General features: G+C 59.2%; 17 protein-coding genes and 1 pseudogene. 15 read left to right on the plus strand and 3 right to left on the minus strand.

The genetic code is table 11. The features are described from left to right. Window positions 1-12: 12 nt before the first annotated feature. From Q0M74_RS02200 to manA, 4 genes are all read left to right on the plus strand, one after another. Entirely contained in the window at window positions 13-405 is a 393-nt protein-coding gene (locus Q0M74_RS02200) for a DUF3499 domain-containing protein (RefSeq protein WP_293951363.1), read from the plus strand. A gap of 155 nt (window positions 406-560) precedes the next feature. Beyond that, a complete protein-coding gene (locus tag Q0M74_RS02205; protein ID WP_293951365.1) occupies window positions 561-1,937 on the plus strand; it encodes a phosphomannomutase/phosphoglucomutase in 1,377 nt (458 codons plus the stop codon). 98 nt (window positions 1,938-2,035) lie between these two features. Continuing rightward, window positions 2,036-3,025: a hypothetical protein gene (locus Q0M74_RS02210; RefSeq protein WP_293951367.1), complete on the plus strand. Its 990-nt coding sequence runs from the start codon at window positions 2,036-2,038 to the stop codon at window positions 3,023-3,025. Further along, a complete protein-coding gene (gene manA / locus Q0M74_RS02215) occupies window positions 3,026-4,216 on the plus strand; it encodes a mannose-6-phosphate isomerase, class I (RefSeq protein WP_293951369.1) in 1,191 nt (396 codons plus the stop codon). 69 nt (window positions 4,217-4,285) lie between these two features. On the opposite strand, the gene Q0M74_RS02220 is transcribed toward manA, so the two are convergent. After that, the gene (locus Q0M74_RS02220; protein ID WP_293951371.1) at window positions 4,286-5,185 is read right to left on the minus strand and encodes a hypothetical protein; all 900 of its coding nucleotides are present in this window, start codon (window positions 5,183-5,185) and stop codon (window positions 4,286-4,288) included. Between the two features lie 208 nt (window positions 5,186-5,393). Here Q0M74_RS02220 and Q0M74_RS02225 point away from each other — a divergent pair, with 208 nt between their 5' ends. The 9 genes from Q0M74_RS02225 (at window position 5,394) to secA (ending at window position 16,072) form a co-directional block, all read left to right on the plus strand. Then, window positions 5,394-5,747, plus strand: a complete 354-nt coding sequence (locus Q0M74_RS02225) for a hypothetical protein (protein WP_293951373.1) — start codon at window positions 5,394-5,396, stop codon at window positions 5,745-5,747. A 195-nt stretch (window positions 5,748-5,942) separates the two neighbouring features. Continuing rightward, window positions 5,943-7,379, plus strand: a complete 1,437-nt coding sequence (gene ahcY, locus Q0M74_RS02230; protein ID WP_293951375.1) for an adenosylhomocysteinase — start codon at window positions 5,943-5,945, stop codon at window positions 7,377-7,379. Continuing rightward, a complete protein-coding gene (locus tag Q0M74_RS02235; protein ID WP_293951377.1) occupies window positions 7,379-7,990 on the plus strand; it encodes a dTMP kinase in 612 nt (203 codons plus the stop codon). The genes ahcY and Q0M74_RS02235 overlap by 1 nt, the downstream gene beginning before the upstream one ends. Before the next feature lie 23 nt (window positions 7,991-8,013). Next, window positions 8,014-8,694: an MtrAB system response regulator MtrA gene (gene mtrA / locus Q0M74_RS02240; RefSeq protein WP_293951379.1), complete on the plus strand. Its 681-nt coding sequence runs from the start codon at window positions 8,014-8,016 to the stop codon at window positions 8,692-8,694. Between the two features lie 71 nt (window positions 8,695-8,765). Continuing rightward, window positions 8,766-10,295: an MtrAB system histidine kinase MtrB gene (gene mtrB / locus Q0M74_RS02245; RefSeq protein ID WP_293951397.1), complete on the plus strand. Its 1,530-nt coding sequence runs from the start codon at window positions 8,766-8,768 to the stop codon at window positions 10,293-10,295. Further along, window positions 10,292-11,983: an MtrAB system accessory lipoprotein LpqB gene (gene lpqB, locus Q0M74_RS02250; RefSeq protein WP_293951381.1), complete on the plus strand. Its 1,692-nt coding sequence runs from the start codon at window positions 10,292-10,294 to the stop codon at window positions 11,981-11,983. Before mtrB ends, lpqB begins: the two co-directional genes overlap by 4 nt. Window positions 11,984-11,987: 4 nt before the next feature. Beyond that, on the plus strand, window positions 11,988-12,578 hold the full coding sequence (locus Q0M74_RS02255; RefSeq protein WP_293951399.1) for a ComF family protein: 591 nt from the start codon (window positions 11,988-11,990) through the stop codon (window positions 12,576-12,578). A gap of 128 nt (window positions 12,579-12,706) precedes the next feature. Then, window positions 12,707-13,384, plus strand: coding sequence for a ribosome hibernation-promoting factor, HPF/YfiA family (gene raiA, locus Q0M74_RS02260; RefSeq protein ID WP_293951383.1), 678 nt, complete (start codon window positions 12,707-12,709; stop codon window positions 13,382-13,384). Window positions 13,385-13,534: 150 nt separating this feature from the next. After that, a complete protein-coding gene (gene secA, locus Q0M74_RS02265; RefSeq protein ID WP_293951385.1) occupies window positions 13,535-16,072 on the plus strand; it encodes a preprotein translocase subunit SecA in 2,538 nt (845 codons plus the stop codon). Here the strand turns inward: secA and Q0M74_RS02270 are convergent. Beyond that, window positions 16,069-16,452: an Rv3235 family protein gene (locus Q0M74_RS02270; protein ID WP_293951387.1), complete on the minus strand. Its 384-nt coding sequence runs from the start codon at window positions 16,450-16,452 to the stop codon at window positions 16,069-16,071. The genes secA and Q0M74_RS02270 overlap by 4 nt on opposite strands. A gap of 126 nt (window positions 16,453-16,578) precedes the next feature. Between Q0M74_RS02270 and Q0M74_RS02275 the strand changes: the two genes are divergently transcribed. After that, window positions 16,579-16,989, plus strand: a complete 411-nt coding sequence (locus Q0M74_RS02275) for an HAD family hydrolase (RefSeq protein ID WP_293951389.1) — start codon at window positions 16,579-16,581, stop codon at window positions 16,987-16,989. Between the two features lie 2 nt (window positions 16,990-16,991). After that, the gene (locus tag Q0M74_RS02280) at window positions 16,992-17,498 is read left to right on the plus strand and encodes a DUF6912 family protein (RefSeq protein ID WP_293951391.1); all 507 of its coding nucleotides are present in this window, start codon (window positions 16,992-16,994) and stop codon (window positions 17,496-17,498) included. Between the two features lie 9 nt (window positions 17,499-17,507). Here the strand turns inward: Q0M74_RS02280 and Q0M74_RS02285 are convergent. After that, window positions 17,508-17,732 (minus strand): annotated as a pseudogene (locus Q0M74_RS02285) (ribosome small subunit-dependent GTPase A); the annotation flags it as partial.

The following is a 17,732-nucleotide window of genomic DNA, read 5'->3' on the forward strand; positions in this document are numbered from 1 at the left end:
AACTTTGACAACGTGAGTCAGTTCCGTCGATGTTCCCGCCCCGGTTGCGGCAAGCCCGCCGTAGCCACCCTCACCTACGCATATTCAGAATCAACTGCCGTCGTAGGTCCATTGGCACCCGCCGCAGAACCCCATAGTTGGGACCTCTGTGAGCACCATGCCGAGCGCATCACCGCGCCACTCGGCTGGGAGATGCTGCGTGTCAATGACATCTTCCCTGAAGATGATGAGGATCTCACCGCCCTCGCTGCGGCCGTGCGTGAAGCAGGCCGAAATGTCAGTGGCCTGATCACTGATGAAGAGGAGGTGGGCGAGAACCATCCGGTCAACCGTTCCGCCAAGGTGGCTGAGTACAAGGCACAGCGTCGAGGTCACCTCTACGTGGTTCCGGAACTGGAAGACTAGAGTTCCACACTGCAAGCGTCGGCTGAGGCCGACGCTTTTCTTCATTCTGAGGGGGACATGGTGGCACCACCATGGAAGATGCTGACCTTTTAGTCGGGGGCCCCTGGGTGACGTAAGATTGCGGGGAATATTTAGCTCTCTACCCGTGAGGATCTATGCGTACCCGTGAATCTGTAACAGCGGTCATCAAGGCCTACGATGTCCGTGGTGTCATCGGCGTGGACCTGGATGCCGAATTCATTCGTGAGACCGGTGCTGCCTTTGCCCGTCTCATGCGCAGTGAAGGCGAGACAACTGTTGCCATCGGACATGACATGCGTGATAGCTCCCCGGAACTGTCCCAGGCTTTTGCTGATGGTGTGACCGCCCAAGGCCTGGATGTCATCCACATCGGCTTGGCCTCCACCGATGAGCTGTATTTTGCTTCCGGAACCCTGGAGTGCGCCGGTGCGATGTTCACCGCCTCACACAACCCGGCTGAGTACAACGGCATCAAGCTGTGCCGTAAGGGTGCCCGCCCGGTGGGTCAGGAAACCGGTCTGGCCACCATCATCGACGACCTCGTCGCCGGTATCCCCGTCTATGAGGGCGAACCCGGTTCTGTCAGCGAGCAGGACCTGCTCAGTGGTTACGCCGCTTACCTCAACGACCTGGTGGACCTGAGCAGGATCCGTCCCTTGAAGGTTGCCGTCGATGCTGCCAACGGCATGGGTGGTTTCACTGTTCCTGAAGTGTTCAAGGGTCTGCCCTTGGACATCCAGCCGCTCTATTTTGAGCTGGATGGTAATTTCCCCAACCATGAGGCCAATCCCTTGGAGCCGGCCAACCTGGTTGATCTGCAGAAGTTCGTGGTGGACACCGGTTCCGATATCGGCCTGGCCTTTGATGGTGATGCTGATCGTTGTTTTGTCATCGATGAACATGGTGATCCGGTCAGCCCATCAGCCATCTGCGCGATTGTGGCTGAGCGTTACCTGCAGGACCAGCCTGGTTCGACGATCATCCACAACCTGATCACCTCCAAGTCTGTGCCGGAGATCATCGCCGAAAATGGTGGTCAGGCTGTGCGTACCCGCGTGGGGCACTCCTTCATCAAGAACGAGATGGCCAATACCGGTGCGGTCTTTGGTGGTGAGCACTCGGCTCACTATTACTTCACGGAGTTCTTCAATGCTGATTCCGGCATTCTGGCTGCGATGCATGTGCTGGCTGCCTTGGGTGGTCAGGAGAAGCCACTGAGCCAGATGATGGCGCAGTACAACCGTTATGCCGCCTCCGGTGAGCTGAACTCCCGTCTGGCTAATGCTCAGGCACAGACGGAGCGGACTCAGGCTGTGCTGGATGCGTTTGAGAGTCGTATTGAGAGCATTGATCGCCTGGATGGTGTGACCGTGGAGCTCAAGGGCACCCCGGCCTGGTTCAATGTGCGTGCTTCCAACACTGAGCCGCTGTTGCGCTTGAATGTGGAGGGTACCTCCCCGGAGGAGGTTGACTCCCTGGTGGAGGAGATCCTCGGCATCATCCGCGCCTAGGGGACGGACCCCCACCGAAGAGATGTACAACGTAATCCACCACTGGTTGATCAAAAGTCCTTATCCTTGAGGGAATAAGGAAAGGATATTGATTCCCAGTGGTGGATTCCTTCTATGACGGCTCTTCCTATGATCAGGAAACCGTCAGATTTTATGATGTCGCTTATGAGGGGGCACAGGTCAGGCTGATCGGCAGTGCCATCGCTGAGGGCATGTTGGCCCCTCTCGAGGGCCTACGCCCACGCAGCGTGGTGGTGCTGACCCGGGGCCAGCTCAATCAGAGTTGTGCCCGGCTGGTGGAAGCACTCCATAAGCCGCTCCGGCAGCCCTTTGTCATCACCTCGGAACTTCCGGGCTATATCGGCGCCCTGGATGTGTTGGTGGCGGTCACCGATGATGGTGGGGATGAGGATTTTCTCAGGGCGCTGATCACAGCTGGCCAGCGCGGTGTGACCACCATTCTGGTTGGTCCCCATGATGGTCCCCTCATTGAGGAAGCGCCGAGGGACGCCATCGTGATACCCACGCTGCCCACAGCAACGGGGGCGTCGCCGGGGCGGACGGTGGCGTCGATAAGCGCTGTGTTGGAGATTTTCGAGGAATATCCCCGGATGGTGGCGGATCGTCTGGATCATGTAGCAGATTCCATGGACGAGGAGATTGCGACGCTGTCGCCGGAACGTGATGAATTAGTCAATCCGGGAAGAAAGTTGCGTCTGGCGGCTGAAGGGCACCGCATCGTGCACACCGGCCGCACTGAACGCGGCAACGCGATAGCCAACGTAGTGGCTACTTTATGGAATAAACGCGGGGTGGTGTGCGGGGTTCTCGACGGTGCGGAACTCTATCACTCCCTCCATGAATTACGCGGTCCGGAGGCTGATATATTCCATGACCCATTCCTTGATGACGGGTCACGGATGGTACCGTTTAGGGCTGTTGTCTGGGCGGAAGAAGAGCCCGGGATACCCGATGCGGTGTCGCAGGACTGCGATCTCAACGGGCGGGGCTCACTTGCCTCAACGCTAAGACTAATTGTGCGGGGCCAGTCAGCGACTGTGTTTACCGTAGAAGAAAGGGCCGTGTAAATGGAGCTATTGGAAGGCACGCTACGCGCCTACCCGTGGGGCTCACGAACCCTGATTCCAGAACTGCGTGGATTGGATTCCCCGGTCAGCAGGCCGGAAGCTGAAGTCTGGTTCGGTGCGCACCCGGGTGCTCCCTCCACCATCAACGGCACTGCCCTCACTGAACTCATTGCAGAAAACCCCGTGGACATGCTCGGTGAGCGTGTAGCTGGGCAGTTCGATGGACAGCTGCCGTTTCTGTTGAAGATTCTGGCTGCAGGTGCGCCCCTGTCCCTCCAGGCACACCCTTCTCTGGAGCAGGCCAAAGAAGGCTATGCCCGCGAGAATGAGGCCGGGATTGAGCTCAATGCCAGTAACCGGAATTACCGCGACGCTAATCACAAGCCGGAACTGATCGTCGCACTCACCGATTTCATCGCCATGGCAGGCTTCCGGCCATTGGCCAAGACCATGGAGATCTTCGACGCCCTGGAGTGCCACGAACTCGATCACTACCGCAGCATGCTCGCGGTGGAGAACGAGGAGGAAAGCCTGCGCGCACTGTTCACCACCTGGATTACAATCCCGGTGGGCAAGCGCCATGAACTTATCAACGCCATCCTCGTCTCCTCCCAGCGCTACCTGGACACCGGTACCAATGAAGACACCAAGTTCGTCCTCTCCCACATCATCGACCTCAATGACCGCTACCCAGGAGATGTGGGCGTGCTCGGAGCACTCCTGCTCAACTTCTATCAACTCAAGCCGGGCGAGGGCATCTACTTGGATGCCGGCAACCTCCATGCCTATATCTCAGGGCTTGGAGTGGAAATCATGGCCAACTCCGACAACGTGCTCCGTGGCGGACTGACCTCCAAATACGTTGATGTTCCAGAACTTGTCCGTGTCCTGAACTTTAAGTCCCTGGACAACGCCATCGTTGATTCAGTCACCGAGGGAACTGTCCACCACTACCCGGTGCCGATCACTGAGTTCACCATGGACCGTGTCCGCCTGGGTGGTGTCCATGAGGCTGAACACGACGGCCCCATGATCATCCTGTGCACCGAGTCCACCACTACACCGGTCACCCTGGAACACGATGGTCAGTTTCTGGAGCTGACCGCCGGTTACGCCGTCTGGGTTCCTGCCTCCGATGGTGTCGTGCAGATCTCCGGCGAAGGTGCGGAAGTATTCATCGCCACCGTGTAGGTGCAGAAATACAATGAAAGCAGGCCCCACATGCATATCAACAGCATGTGGGGCCTGAGTATTGTTGTTCTAGTTCAGCGAATCCACGAGAACATCTGTGTGGTCAGAGGTAAGGGAAGGCTCAACAGATTGAGTTTCCTGGGCTGTTTCCCTCATCTGAGATGTTTCTAAGTTTTCCTCCCCCGCACCGGGTTCGGAGGGGAGATTCGGATTCAGTGGTGCTGTGGGTTCATCCACGAAATCAGTGGGGGAGGGCTCCACGGTGGCCTCCCCCTGATTGTCACCACCTGATTGAGATGTGCTGGTGGGGCCGGCAACATCGCCATTATCCGTGGGTGTCGTGGACTCCGTGGGGCCAGTTGGTTCTGTCGGATTGGTGGTTGTTGGCTCCTCCGGCACCACTGGAGGCTCTGTTTCCTCTGTGTCTTCAGCATCCTCAGTGGCGCTGGTGTCTTCCGGGTCCTCCGTGGGAGTGATCACCGGTGGAGAGGTGAGCTCCGGGGGAGTGGAGGGGGAGACAGGCTCAGAATCTGTGGGACGCGGCTCAGTGCTGGGGGATTCATCCGGTCCGGGGGAGGTGCTGCGGTCAGGTTCATCCACCGGGGCACCTGTTGGAGTCTCCGGGGGTGCCTGGACGGTGGTGCTGTCCACCGGCTCCGGGGCGGTGGTCCGCGATGGTCGGGTCCCGGTGTTGGGGCGCACATAGGCATTCGGTGGGAGGTAGGGATCGGCGGTGTCGACTGCCGCCAAAACCTGGTTGTTCGGGTCGGGGTCTTCTTCTGTCGGGGGTTCGCTACCTGGGGTTTCAAAGTGCGCCGGGGCTGGGGTGGTCGAGGCGGTGGTGTGCATGGCAATATCAAGGGTGGGTCGGGCCGGGCTTGATGTCTGCCATACGGTGAAACCCAATGCGGTGGCGCCGATGCAGCCAACGACGATGAAGGTGAGAGCTTTGAGCTTCTCAGATTTCATCCGCTGGTCCTCCGATGTCGAATAGTGTGAAAAAGTTCAAAAGTAACAAGTCAGTAACGACGGTATCACGTTCTGGCCTTCTTGAATAGATAGGTTAAGAAACATATGTGAATTACCGCATGACTAATGAGGGTTTCCGATTGGTGAAACTTAAAGGTTCTACAAAAATCTCACTGGATGTACAGCGAGACTGGAAGGGTTTATAGATATGGGCGCGTGGGATGACTCCATCCTCACTGAAGAAATCAACGTTGATTTTCTTGATGAGATCGCAGAGCTCGACGACGACAATATTCTTGAGGCGCTCGAAGATGCCTGCCTCCTGGTGATCAACCAGGACAAGGCAACCGAGGACGAGCACCTCAACGGCCAGGCTGCAGCAACCATCGCAGCCATCCTCGCTGGCGCTCCTTACTCCGCCGGTCAGGTCCTGGAGACCTACCCCTTCATCCGCAACCTCATGGGTGAAGGCTCAGAAACTCTCCGTGCCTCTGCCACCAAGGTTCTGGAAGAAGCCGACGTGGACTATGATCTCGAGGCCTACCTGGAAGCACTTACCTAGAAAGCGCATATTCCAGGCGTTGCTCCCCTCCAATGGTCCCCGCGGGGATTATCGGAGAGGGGAGCAGGGCTCCCCCACCCGGTGGTTGTATCGCAACAACTGCTGATGACCGTGGCCCCACCTGCATGGGTAGAGTGTGGATCAGGGTTTTTGAAGATTTCAATTTCACAATGTTTATAAGGAGAGTGCCAGGATATGGCAAAGATCACGGACTTCAAGGTCGCAGATCTGTCCCTCGCGGAAGCTGGTCGTCACCAGATCCGTCTTGCAGAGTATGAGATGCCGGGTCTGATGCAGCTGCGCACCGAGTACGCAGAGGAGCAGCCACTCAAGGGCGCTCGTATCGCAGGTTCCATCCACATGACGGTGCAGACCGCAGTCCTGATCGAGACCCTGACCGCTCTCGGTGCAGAGGTCCGCTGGGCTTCCTGCAATATCTTCTCCACCCAGGATGAGGCTGCTGCGGCGATCGTGGTCGGCCAGGGCACCCCGGAGGAGCCACAGGGCGTTCCAGTCTTCGCCTGGAAGGGCGAGACCCTGGAGGAGTACTGGTGGTGCCTCAACCAGATCTTCACCTGGGAAGGCGAACTGCCGAACATGATCCTCGATGACGGCGGCGACGCCACCATGGCCGTCATCCGGGGCCGTGACTACGAAAAGGCCGGCGTCGTGCCGGAACCTGAAGCCAATGACTCCGATGAGTACGTGGCCTTCCTCGGCATGCTGCGTGAAGTTCTTGCAGAAGAGCCGAACAAGTGGACCCAGCTTGCTGAATCCATCAAGGGTGTCACCGAAGAAACCACCACCGGTGTCCACCGCCTGTACCACTTCGCTGAAGAAGGCGTCCTGCCTTTCCCGGCGATGAACGTCAACGACGCGGTCACCAAGTCCAAGTTCGACAACAAATACGGCACCCGCCACTCCCTGCTCGATGGCATCAACCGTGCCACTGACATGCTCATGGGTGGCAAGAGCATCCTGGTCTGTGGTTACGGCGACGTGGGCAAGGGTTGCGCTGAGGCCTTCGCCGGCCAGGGCGCACGTGTCAAGGTCACCGAGGCCGACCCGATCAACGCCCTCCAGGCACTGATGGACGGTTTCTCCGTGGTTACCGTTGATGAGGCGATCGCTGAAGCCGATATCGTCATCACCGCAACCGGCAACAAGGACATCATCTCCTATGAGCAGATGCTCATGATGAAGGACCACGCCCTGCTGGGCAACATCGGTCACTTCGACAACGAGATCGATATGCATTCCCTGTTCCACCGCGATGACGTGGTACGCACCAACATCAAGCCACAGGTGGATGAGTTCACCTTCTCCAACGGCAAGTCCATCATCGTGCTGTCTGAGGGACGTCTGCTCAACCTGGGCAACGCCACCGGCCACCCGAGCTTCGTCATGTCTACCTCCTTCGCGGACCAGACCATCGCGCAGATCGAACTGTTCCAAAATAAGGGACAGTACGAGAACGAGGTTTACCGACTGCCGAAGATCCTCGATGAGAAGGTCGCACGCATCCACGTGGAGGCACTTGGCGGACAGCTCACCGAGCTGACCAAGGAGCAGGCAGAATACATTGGTGTGGACGTTGCCGGGCCATTCAAGCCGGAGCACTACCGCTACTAATGATCGTCTGCATTGAGGGTATCGATGGCGCCGGCAAGAACACACTGGTCCGTGCTTTGACCGAGCGCATCGACGCCCGCGTTCTCGCCTTTCCACGTTATGACACGTCGATACACGCCCAGCTGGCCGCGGAGGCACTCCACGGCCGCATGGGCGACCTCACCGACAGTGCGCACGCCATGGCCACCCTGTTTGCCCTGGACCGCCATGGTGCGCTGGATGAGCTGAGCAAACCCGACCTGATCCTGCTTGACCGTTATGTGGCCTCCAACGCCGCCTACACCGCGGCCCGTCTGCGTGATGACGCCGCGGCCGACTGGGTGGCCGAACTTGAGTTCGGACGTCTCAGCCTGCCGAAGCCGGCCCTGCAGATCCTGCTGGACACCCCAGCTGAGCTGGCGCAGGAGCGGGCCAGGCGTCGAGAAGCATCTGATGCCTCCCGCACCCGGGACCGCTATGAAACCGACTCGGACCTGCAGGAGCGCACCGCAGACCAGTACCGCCGCCTGGCGTCAATGGAGTGGCAGTCGCCCTGGATCGTGGCTGCCCCCGAAGAAGACCCCGGCCATGTCGCCACCAGAATCGTGGAGTTCCTGGGTAATATGAATTAACCCGTCTAGCTGGAAGGTTTCTCATGCCGCAGAAAATTCTCGTCGTTGATGATGATCCCGCGATCTCAGAGATGTTGACCATCGTGCTAAGTGCCGAAGGTTTTGACACCGTTGCCGTCACAGATGGTGCGCTCGCCGTGGAAACCGCCCAGCGGGAACACCCCGATCTCATCCTCCTCGACCTGATGCTTCCCGGCATGAACGGCATCGATATCTGCCGTGCCATCCGCCAGGAATCCGCGGTTCCCATCATCATGCTCACCGCCAAGACCGATACTGTTGATGTGGTGCTCGGACTGGAATCCGGTGCGGATGACTATGTGAACAAGCCTTTCAAGGCCAAGGAACTGGTGGCGCGCATCCGGGCGCGTCTGCGCCGCACCGATGATGAGCCCGCCGAGACCCTCGAGGTCGGCGATCTCAGCATCGATGTCCCCGGACACACCGTCAAGCGTGGTGATGAAGAGATCTCGCTGACCCCACTGGAGTTCGATCTCCTCCTGGAACTGGCACGTAAGCCACAGCAGGTATTCACCCGCGAAGAGCTCCTGGGTAAAGTGTGGGGATACCGACATGCCTCCGACACCCGCCTGGTCAACGTCCACGTTCAGCGGCTCCGCGCCAAGATCGAAAAGGATCCGGAGAACCCACAAATCGTTCTCACGGTCCGTGGTGTCGGTTATAAAACCGGTCTTGCTGACTAACGCACGATAAAAAAGAGGGGCAGTTTCCCATTCTGACCTGGCTCAAGCGACTTCGTCACCGCTTCATGGACATGTGGCGGACCTCCCTCCAGGTCCGCGTGCTCGGCTCCATCTTCACAGCCTCGGCTGTTGTGATGCTGCTGCTCGGGCTCGGCATGATCACGGTGTTCACCCAACGACTGGTCGACCAGAAAATCGACATTGCCAACTCTGAGATCGACCGTGCCCGGGTTGTCGTGGAGGAACAGATCGCCGCATCCGGAACATCCAGTTCCGTGCAACTGCGTGTGAACTCCGCCCGTGCCGCACTGTCCAGTCTGGGCAGTGTGAGCAGTGGGGCGGACCTCAGCGCCGCCTATGAACCCGTGGTGGTGGTCGATGGTGAGGAAGAGGTGATTGTCTCCCCGGAGGGCTACCGCATTCCTGATCGGTTGCGGTATTTCGTCTCCCAGGACCAGGTGTCCTACCAGTTCAGCACCATTGGCCAGGGTGGTGGGGAATCCTATAACGCACTGGTGATCGGCACGCCCACGGAAAGTGACATCCCGGGGCTCCAGGTCTATCTGGTCTTCTCCATGGAAAACGATGAAGCCTCCCTGGCACTCATGCGTGGTCTGCTGTCTGCTGCGCTGGTGATCGTGGTGGTCCTGCTCGTCGGCATCGCCTGGCTGGCCACCCAGCAGGTCACCGCCCCCGTGAGATCCGCCAGCCGTATCGCGGAACGCTTCGCCCAGGGCAAGTTGCGGGAACGCATGGTGGTTGACGGCGAAGACGAGATGGCACGACTGGCCATGAGTTTCAACGCCATGGCTGAGTCACTGTCCGCCCAGATCCGCCAACTTGAAGAATATGGCAACCTGCAACGGCAGTTCACCTCCGATGTCTCCCATGAGTTGCGCACACCCTTGACCACGGTCCGCATGGCTGCTGACCTGATCGCCGATAATGATGAGGAACTCTCACCGGCTGCCCGACGCGCCAGCCAGTTGATGAACCGTGAACTCGACCGTTTTGAAAGCCTGCTGGGGGATCTTCTGGAGATCTCCCGCCACGACGCTGGTGTGGCAGACCTGTCCACGGCCACCCATGATGTCCGCAGCCCTGTGACCTCAGCGATTCAGCAGGTCACCGTACTGGCCGAGGAACTTGATGTACCCCTGGACATCAACCTGCCGGATGAACCGGTGATGATCAATGGTGATTCCCGTCGTATTGAACGCATTGTGCGCAATCTCGTGGCCAACGCCATCGACCATGCCCGCGGCCATCCGGTTCAGATCACGATGGCTGCCTCCGACAAGGCGGTGGCGATCGCGGTGACTGACCACGGTGTGGGGCTGAAACCAGGGCAGGAGGAGCTGGTGTTCAACCGCTTCTGGCGTGCGGATCCTTCCCGTGTCCGACATTCCGGTGGTACCGGCCTGGGGCTGGCGATCGCGCGTGAGGATGCCAACCTCCACGGTGGCACACTGGATGCCGCCGGTAACCTCGGGGTGGGATCGATGTTCCGACTGGTCATCCCCCGCGAACCACAGGGGGATTACCGCACCTCACCAATTGAACTTGCAGCCCCCGAACAGCCCTGGGAGGTGGAGGCATGAATCTGAAGAAGCTCACCGCAACCCTGACCGTAACCATGTTGGTTGCCGGATGTTCCACCCTGCCCAGTGACACGGACCCACAGGTGCTGCGTTCTTTTGCGGCATCAAAGAGCATGGAACCGGTGGCCGGTCCTGTGCCGGGGGCAGACCCAGATATCTTGCTCCGTGATTTCTTCAGCGCCGGTGCCTTCCCCACACAGCAGTACCAGGCCTCACGGGCCTACCTCACCGAGGATGCCGCCAGATCCTGGGATCCCTCGGTGAGTACACGCGTGATCGACCGTGTGGACCTCAATACCCAACCGGGTGCCACAGAGGATGAACGCCGGATCGTCATCCGTGGCACTCAGGTCGGCACGTTGGGCACCGGTGGGGTGTACCAGCCGGAGAATTCTGAATATTCTGCGGAGATTGTGATGGAGCGGGTGAATAATGAGTGGCGCATTGATTCCTTGCCTGATGGGGTGGTGATTGAACGCACCGAGATGCGCAACCATTATTCGCCACACAATGTGTACTTCTTCGATCCTTCCGGTGAGGTGTTGGTGGGGGACCGGCGTTGGCTCTACAACGAGATGCAGTCCCTGGACACCACCCTGATGACCCTGCTGGTGTCCGGACCTTCCCAACATCTATCCCCAGGTGTGGTCAATCAACTACCCGGAGATGCCAGTTTCATCGGCTTCAATGAGGGCGTCTACCAATTCGCCGGTTTCAGCTCCCTGGGAGACGAGGACCGTCTGAGTTTTGCCGCCCAGGTGGTCTGGACCTTGGCCAATGCGGATATCCCGGGGCCGTATTCCATCACCGTGGATGGTGCACCACTGGTGGCGGATTTCCCCACCCTTGGCCTGGACGATGTCGCCGAGTACAACCCTGAGGCCTACACCAATGCGGTGTCCACCCTGTTTTCTTTACGCGATGGCATGGTCTCACGTGTGAGCTCCGGTGCGGTTACGCCACTGCCGGGCTTTTTGGGACAAGGCGATATTGACTCAGTGGCCATCTCCACATCTGCGGATGTGGCAGCGGCGGTGCGTGGCGGTGACAATCCAGTGCTCTCCGTCGGGCCACTTGATGGCACAGCCGTCAGCGATGTACTCAGTGCCGAGACCATCACCCGACCCAGTTTTGAATATTCAGCTAATGCCCTGTGGGCGGTCCTCGACGGCGACACCCCGGTGCGCGTGGCGCGTTCCGCCACCACCGGTGAGCTTGTCCAGACCGAGGTGGATATCGTCCTGCCGGAGGGCACCAGTGGGGCAATCTCGGAATTCCAGCTCTCCCGCACCGGTGTGCGCGCAGCAATGATCATGGACGGACATGTGTATGTGGGCATCGTGACCAGACCGGGTCCGGGGGAGCGTAGGGTCACCAACATCACGGAGGTGGCACCGAGCCTGGGAGACTCTGCGCTCAGCATCGCCTGGAGGCAGGATGGTTCGCTGCTGGTGGGAACCTCTTTGCCGGAGTTGCCGATCTGGCGGGTTGAACCTGATGGTTCCGCCACCAGTGCGCTGCCCAGTGGCAACCTGACCGCCCCGGTGGTCTCGGTGGCCAGTTCCGCCTCCACCGTCTATGCCACCGATGTTCACGCCCTGCTTCATCTACCTGCCTCGGATACGACCATCTGGCGTGAGGTCCCGGGCCTGCTTGGTGTGCGCTCGGCTGCGGTTGTGGCCTACTGACATGTTGGAGCTGCTGCTCCCGAGGTCCTGCGCCGGATGTGGCACGGCGGGGGAATCCCTGTGCGCGCGGTGCCGGGAGGTGTGGCGGGCAACACCACAGCGGATATCGGTGGATGTGGATTTCCCTGTCTGGTCCTTATCACCCTATGACGGGCCGCACCGTAAGGTGCTCATCGCGATGAAGGAGCGGGGACGACGCGACCTGATCGCGCACGTGGGGGCGGTGGTCGGGGCGTCGATAAGCTTTCTCCAGGCCCGCGGCGAACTCGAACACGCGGTGACCCTGGTGCCCGCGCCCACGCGTGCGCGCTCACAGCGGTTGCGTGGCGGCGATCCCGTTGAAGGGGTCTGCCTCAAGACACGCTTATCGACGCTTCCCTGTCTCCGCATCGCCGCCGACACCCCTGATTCTGTCGGGCTGGGGGCAGTGGCGCGACGTCGGAACATGAAGGTGGAACTGTTGCAGGTTCCGCCCTCTCCCGTGGTGCTCATTGACGATGTGGTGACCACGGGGGCAACCCTTGCAGCATCTGTGGATATATTGCGTACCGCAGGTGTGCAGGTCAGGGGTGCCCTGACGTACTGCCATGCATGAAAAGGGACCCCTGTTGGCACGGTGGTTGAAGCCGTAAGTAGAATGGAAAGTGAAGTTGATCCCGTCATCACCGTGGAAGTAATCCCACTCACACGCAAGTGATGACCTCTACTGGGAGGAGATGTAGCGTGACTACACCTACTGACAACAACGACACCTTGAGCCCTGACACCCAGGTGAGCATTACAGGTCGAAACGTTGAGGTACCCGAGCACTTCGCAGAGCGTGTGCACAAGAAGCTCGCGAAGATTGAGCGCCTCGACCCGACCCTGACCTTCTTCCATGTCGAGCTCCAGCATGAGCCGAACCCACGTCGTTCCGATGAGAGCGACCGCATTCAGATCACCGCGACCGGCAAGGGCCACATCGCCCGTGCCGAAGCGAAGGAAGACAGCTTCTACGCTGCTCTGGAAACCGCACTGGCCAAGATGGAGCGCTCACTGCGCAAGGTCAAGGCACGTCGCAGCATCTCCCGTTCCGGCCACCGTGCACCACTGAGCACCGGCGAACTCGGCGCACAGCTGGTCGCGGAGTCCCAGGATGCACGCGGTGCTGATTCACTCGGCAAGTATGATGTTGATCCTTACGCGGATCAGATTGATGATGTCGTGCCGGGTCAGGTTGTCCGTACCAAGGAGCACCCTGCGACCCCGATGAGTGTGGATGACGCACTCTCCGAGATGGAGCTCGTTGGGCATGATTTCTACCTCTTCGTCAATGAGGAGACTCAGCAGCCGTCGGTGGTCTACCGTCGTCATGCTTTCGATTACGGACTGATCGCACTGTCCGCAGGCGAAGAATCATAAAACAGGTATCACATCTGTGACCTAAGTTAAGTAGCACTTACCCGTCACCCGCATGTCGCGGGTGACGGGTACTGTGTTTCTAGTAATCCTGCGTACAATATGGATTCGTTATAATTTTTCTGAAACGCTAATCACTAAGGACGACTGCTCGTGTTTGGATTGTCCAAGATGCTCCGCGTCGGCGAAGGCCGTGCCGTGAAGCGACTCAACAAGATCGCTGACCAGGTAATCGCACTGGAAGGTCAGTACGAAAACCTCACCGATGAAGAGCTCAAGGCCAAGACCGTAGAATTCAAGGAACGACTGTCAGCGGGCGAAACCGTCGACGACATCTTCCTTGACGCCTTTGCCACCGCACGCGAGGCCTCCTGGCGCGTGCTGGGCCAGAAGCACTACAAGGTCCAGATCATGGGCGGCGCCGCCCTCCACTTCGGCAATGTTGCTGAGATGCGCACCGGTGAGGGCAAGACCCTGACCTGTGTGCTGCCTGCCTACCTCAACGCACTCGAGGGCAAGGGCGTCCACGTGGTTACCGTGAACGACTACCTGGCTAAGCGCGATGCCGAGTGGATGGGACGTGTCCACCGCTTCCTGGGTTTGTCCGTCGGTGTGATCCTGTCCGATCTGCGCCCGGCAGAACGCAAGGATGCCTATGACTGCGACATCACCTACGGCACCAACAACGAGCTCGGTTTCGATTATCTGCGCGACAACATGGCACGTTCCCTGAATGATCTTGTTCAGCGTGGCCACTACTACGCCATCGTCGATGAGGTTGACTCCATCCTCATCGATGAGGCACGTACCCCACTGATCATCTCCGGTCCGGTCGACGGCACCTCCCAGTGGTACAACGTATTTGCGCAGATCATCCCGCAGCTGACCGAAGACATCCACTACGAGGTGGACCACCGCAAGAAGACCATCGGTGTCAAGGAGGAAGGTGTGGAGAAGGTCGAAGACCTGCTCGGCATCGACAACCTCTACGCACCTGAGCACTCCCAGCTGGTCAGCTACCTCAACAACGCCATCAAGGCGGAGCAGCTCTTCGAACGCGACAAGGACTACATCGTCCGCAACGGTGAAGTCATGATCGTCGACGGCTTCACCGGCCGCGTCCTGGCAGGTCGCCGCTACAACGAGGGCATGCACCAGGCGATCGAAGCCAAGGAAAAGGTGGAGATCAAAAACGAGAACCAGACCCTGGCCACCGTCACCCTCCAGAACTACTTCCGTCTCTACGACAAGCTCTCGGGCATGACCGGTACCGCCGAAACTGAAGCCGCCGAGCTGCACCAGATCTACAAGCTCGACGTCATCCAGATCCCCACCAACCGCGGCAACCAGCGTGATGACCTCACCGACCTCGTCTACAAGACGCAGGAAGCCAAGTTCGCCGCCGTGGTCGATGACATCGCAGAACGCATCGAACAGGGCCAGCCGGTCCTGGTCGGTACCGTCTCCGTCGAGCGCTCCGAATACCTCTCCCAGCTGCTCACCCGCCGTGGCATCAAGCACAATGTGCTCAACGCCAAGCACCACGAGCAGGAAGCACAGATTGTCGCAGCAGCCGGCCTGCCCGGTGCCGTCACCGTCGCCACCAACATGGCCGGGCGTGGCACTGACATCGTGCTCGGCGGTAACCCCGACATCCTCCTGGACGTCAGGCTCCGCGAACGCGGTCTGGATCCCTTCGAAGATGAAGAGGCCTACCAGGCAGCCTGGGATGAAGAACTCCCCGCCATGAAGGCCCGCTGTGAAGCCCGCGCCGAAGAAGTCCGCGCCTCCGGTGGTCTCTACGTGCTCGGCACCGAACGCCACGAATCCCGCCGCATCGACAACCAGCTGCGTGGACGTGCCGGACGTCAGGGCGATCCGGGAGCCACCCGCTTCTACCTGTCCATGCGCGATGACCTCATGGTCCGCTTCGTTGGCCCCACCATGGAAAACATGATGAATCGCCTCAACGTCCCGGACGATGTCCCCATCGAATCCAAGACCGTCACCAACTCCATCAAGGGTGCACAGGCCCAGGTGGAGAACCAGAACTTCGAGATGCGTAAAAACGTCCTCAAGTACGACGAGGTCATGAACGAACAGCGCAAGGTCATCTACGGTGAACGACACGAAATCCTCGAATCTGCCGACATTTCCCGCTACATCAAGAACATGATCGAAGAAACCGTCTCCGACTACGTCACCATCGCCACCGCGAATGGCTATGTCGAGGACTGGGACCTGGACAAGCTCTGGAACGCACTCGAAGCCCTCTACGGACCAAGCTTCACCTGGAAATCACTCGTCGACGGCTCCGAATACGGCGCACCCGGCGAACTCTCCGCCGCCGACCTGCGCACCGCCCTGCTCGAAGACGCTAACTCCGAATACACCAAACTGGAAGAAGCCGTCACAGCCATCGGTGGCGAAGCCCAGATACGCAACATCGAACGCATGGTGCTCATGCCCGTCATCGACCAGAAATGGCGCGAACACCTCTACGAGATGGACTACCTCAAGGAGGGCATCGGCCTGCGTGCCATGGCACAGCGTGACCCCCTGGTGGAATACCAGAAGGAAGGCGGCGACATGTTCAACGCCATGAAGGACGGCATCAAGGAAGAAACCGTCCGCCAGCTCTTCCTCCTGCGCAAGCAGTTCATCAAGCAGGATGAAGAGGCAACCGCCTAACCCAGCACCCTGAAGCTGAGCATCCTCCATATGCCGTCCGACTCCCTGAGTTGGGCGGCATATGCCGTTGTACGCACCCCCAACACCACACTGCCGAACGCCTCCGCAGCACCCTCACCCATCTGCACATGACAGGACAACAGCTTCACAACACCCACCGGCCCCGCCTTCTGTCGAGCCACCACATGGGTGCGCACACTTGCGTCGAAACGCTTCGGATGCAACTGGGACACCGGACGAAGACCGAACACCGAATCCAGGGCAACCCGGATCAGAGCTGACACCTCCCGGGGAATCGGCGCCTTCTGTGTCCCCGGCACCGGTAGTGGTTCCGGCACCAGATACTTCAAATGAGTCAAACCCGGGATCGGATAAAGCATGACAAAACTCCTCAGGACAACACTTACCCAAGGCAAAAGACGAACAACCCCCACATCTGTGCGACAATCTTCAAGCACAGAATATGACTAATATGGCATGAGAATGACAAAAATGAAAGGGATACAGTGCGCGGACTGATTGTGGATTACGCCGGAGTACTCGACGGAACAGACGAAGACCAGCGACGATGGAGGAACCTCCTCGCTGCAGCTAAAAAGAACGGCGTGGGCACCGCAGTGCTCAGCAACGACCCGGGCGGACTCTCAGCAGCACCGATCCGAGAGCTTGAAAACCAGGGAATCGTGGACAAGGTCCTGCTCTCCGGTGAAATCGGAGCCGAAAAACCAGAAACTGAAGCCTTCCAGGCAGCAGCGGATGCCATCGACCTGCCCATGCGTGACTGCGTGCTTGTCGACGACTCCATCCTGAACATCCGCGGTGCCGTTGAAAACGGTCTCGTCGGTGTCTACTACCAACAGTTCGACAGGGCAGTCGTGGAAATTGTCGGACTCTTCGGCCTCGAAGGGGAATTCTAGTTTTGCGCGTCTACATCCCCGCCACCTTCAGTACCCTCCGCGGACTCAACGAATCCCGGGTCATCACAGCCCGATCCGGCTACGGCTTCGCCGTCACACCGGCACTCACCGAGTTCTACACCGCAGGTGATGAAGAAGAAATCGCCCACGCAGCATTCCAGGACGCAGCCGAAGCTTCCCTACGTCTCCTGGCCATCGGTGATGAAGAGCAGTTCCCCTACCGGCGTGTCGTGGTATCCGCTGACGTAGACGACAGCATTGTCACCTACGACCCCGACAACGGTGAATCCGTGGTGAAACTTGCCCCGGCTCACATCAACCTCATCGACGTCGCAGCCATCCATATCGACGTGGAGAGCTCCGAGGTCGATACCAAGGCAGCCATCGAGGTCATTGATGAATCTGACCTCGGTGTCGAAGATGCCGAACTCACCGTCGGAGATGCCCAGGACAACTTCATGGCCTGGTACGACCCCGAGGAACTCCCATTCCTCGTGGAACTCCTCTAAAACAGGGCTTTAAAGGTCCCACGCGTCATTACTGCGTAAAGCTTCCAGCAACGTCCGTACGGCTTCCACACGGCGTGCTGAGGCCCCCTCCAGCTGATCCAGAGCACACTCCGGGTCAGCAGGAGGTCCAATAGGGGTGCAACCACGGGGGCAATCATCTGCAGCAGTCGCCAGAACATGGAAAACACCCACGACCGTATCGGCATCGACGTGTGCGAGACCGAAGGAACGGAT

This window comes from uncultured Corynebacterium sp., assembly GCF_945649885.1.
Classification (GTDB): Bacteria; Actinomycetota; Actinomycetes; order Mycobacteriales; family Mycobacteriaceae; genus Corynebacterium.

Excerpts from the sequence above, each read along its gene's own strand:
- Q0M74_RS02205 (WP_293951365.1), top strand. The coding sequence starts at position 561 with ATGCGTACCCGTGAATCTGTAACAGCGGTCATCAAGGCCTACGATGTC.
- manA (WP_293951369.1), top strand. The coding sequence starts at position 3,026 with ATGGAGCTATTGGAAGGCACGCTACGCGCCTACCCGTGGGGCTCACGA.
- Q0M74_RS02220 (WP_293951371.1), bottom strand. The coding sequence starts at position 5,185 with ATGAAATCTGAGAAGCTCAAAGCTCTCACCTTCATCGTCGTTGGCTGC.
- Q0M74_RS02225 (WP_293951373.1), top strand. The coding sequence starts at position 5,394 with ATGGGCGCGTGGGATGACTCCATCCTCACTGAAGAAATCAACGTTGAT.
- ahcY (WP_293951375.1), top strand. The coding sequence starts at position 5,943 with ATGGCAAAGATCACGGACTTCAAGGTCGCAGATCTGTCCCTCGCGGAA.
- Q0M74_RS02235 (WP_293951377.1), top strand. The coding sequence starts at position 7,379 with ATGATCGTCTGCATTGAGGGTATCGATGGCGCCGGCAAGAACACACTG.
- mtrA (WP_293951379.1), top strand. The coding sequence starts at position 8,014 with ATGCCGCAGAAAATTCTCGTCGTTGATGATGATCCCGCGATCTCAGAG.
- mtrB (WP_293951397.1), top strand. The coding sequence starts at position 8,766 with ATGTGGCGGACCTCCCTCCAGGTCCGCGTGCTCGGCTCCATCTTCACA.
- lpqB (WP_293951381.1), top strand. The coding sequence starts at position 10,292 with ATGAATCTGAAGAAGCTCACCGCAACCCTGACCGTAACCATGTTGGTT.
- Q0M74_RS02270 (WP_293951387.1), bottom strand. The coding sequence starts at position 16,452 with ATGCTTTATCCGATCCCGGGTTTGACTCATTTGAAGTATCTGGTGCCG.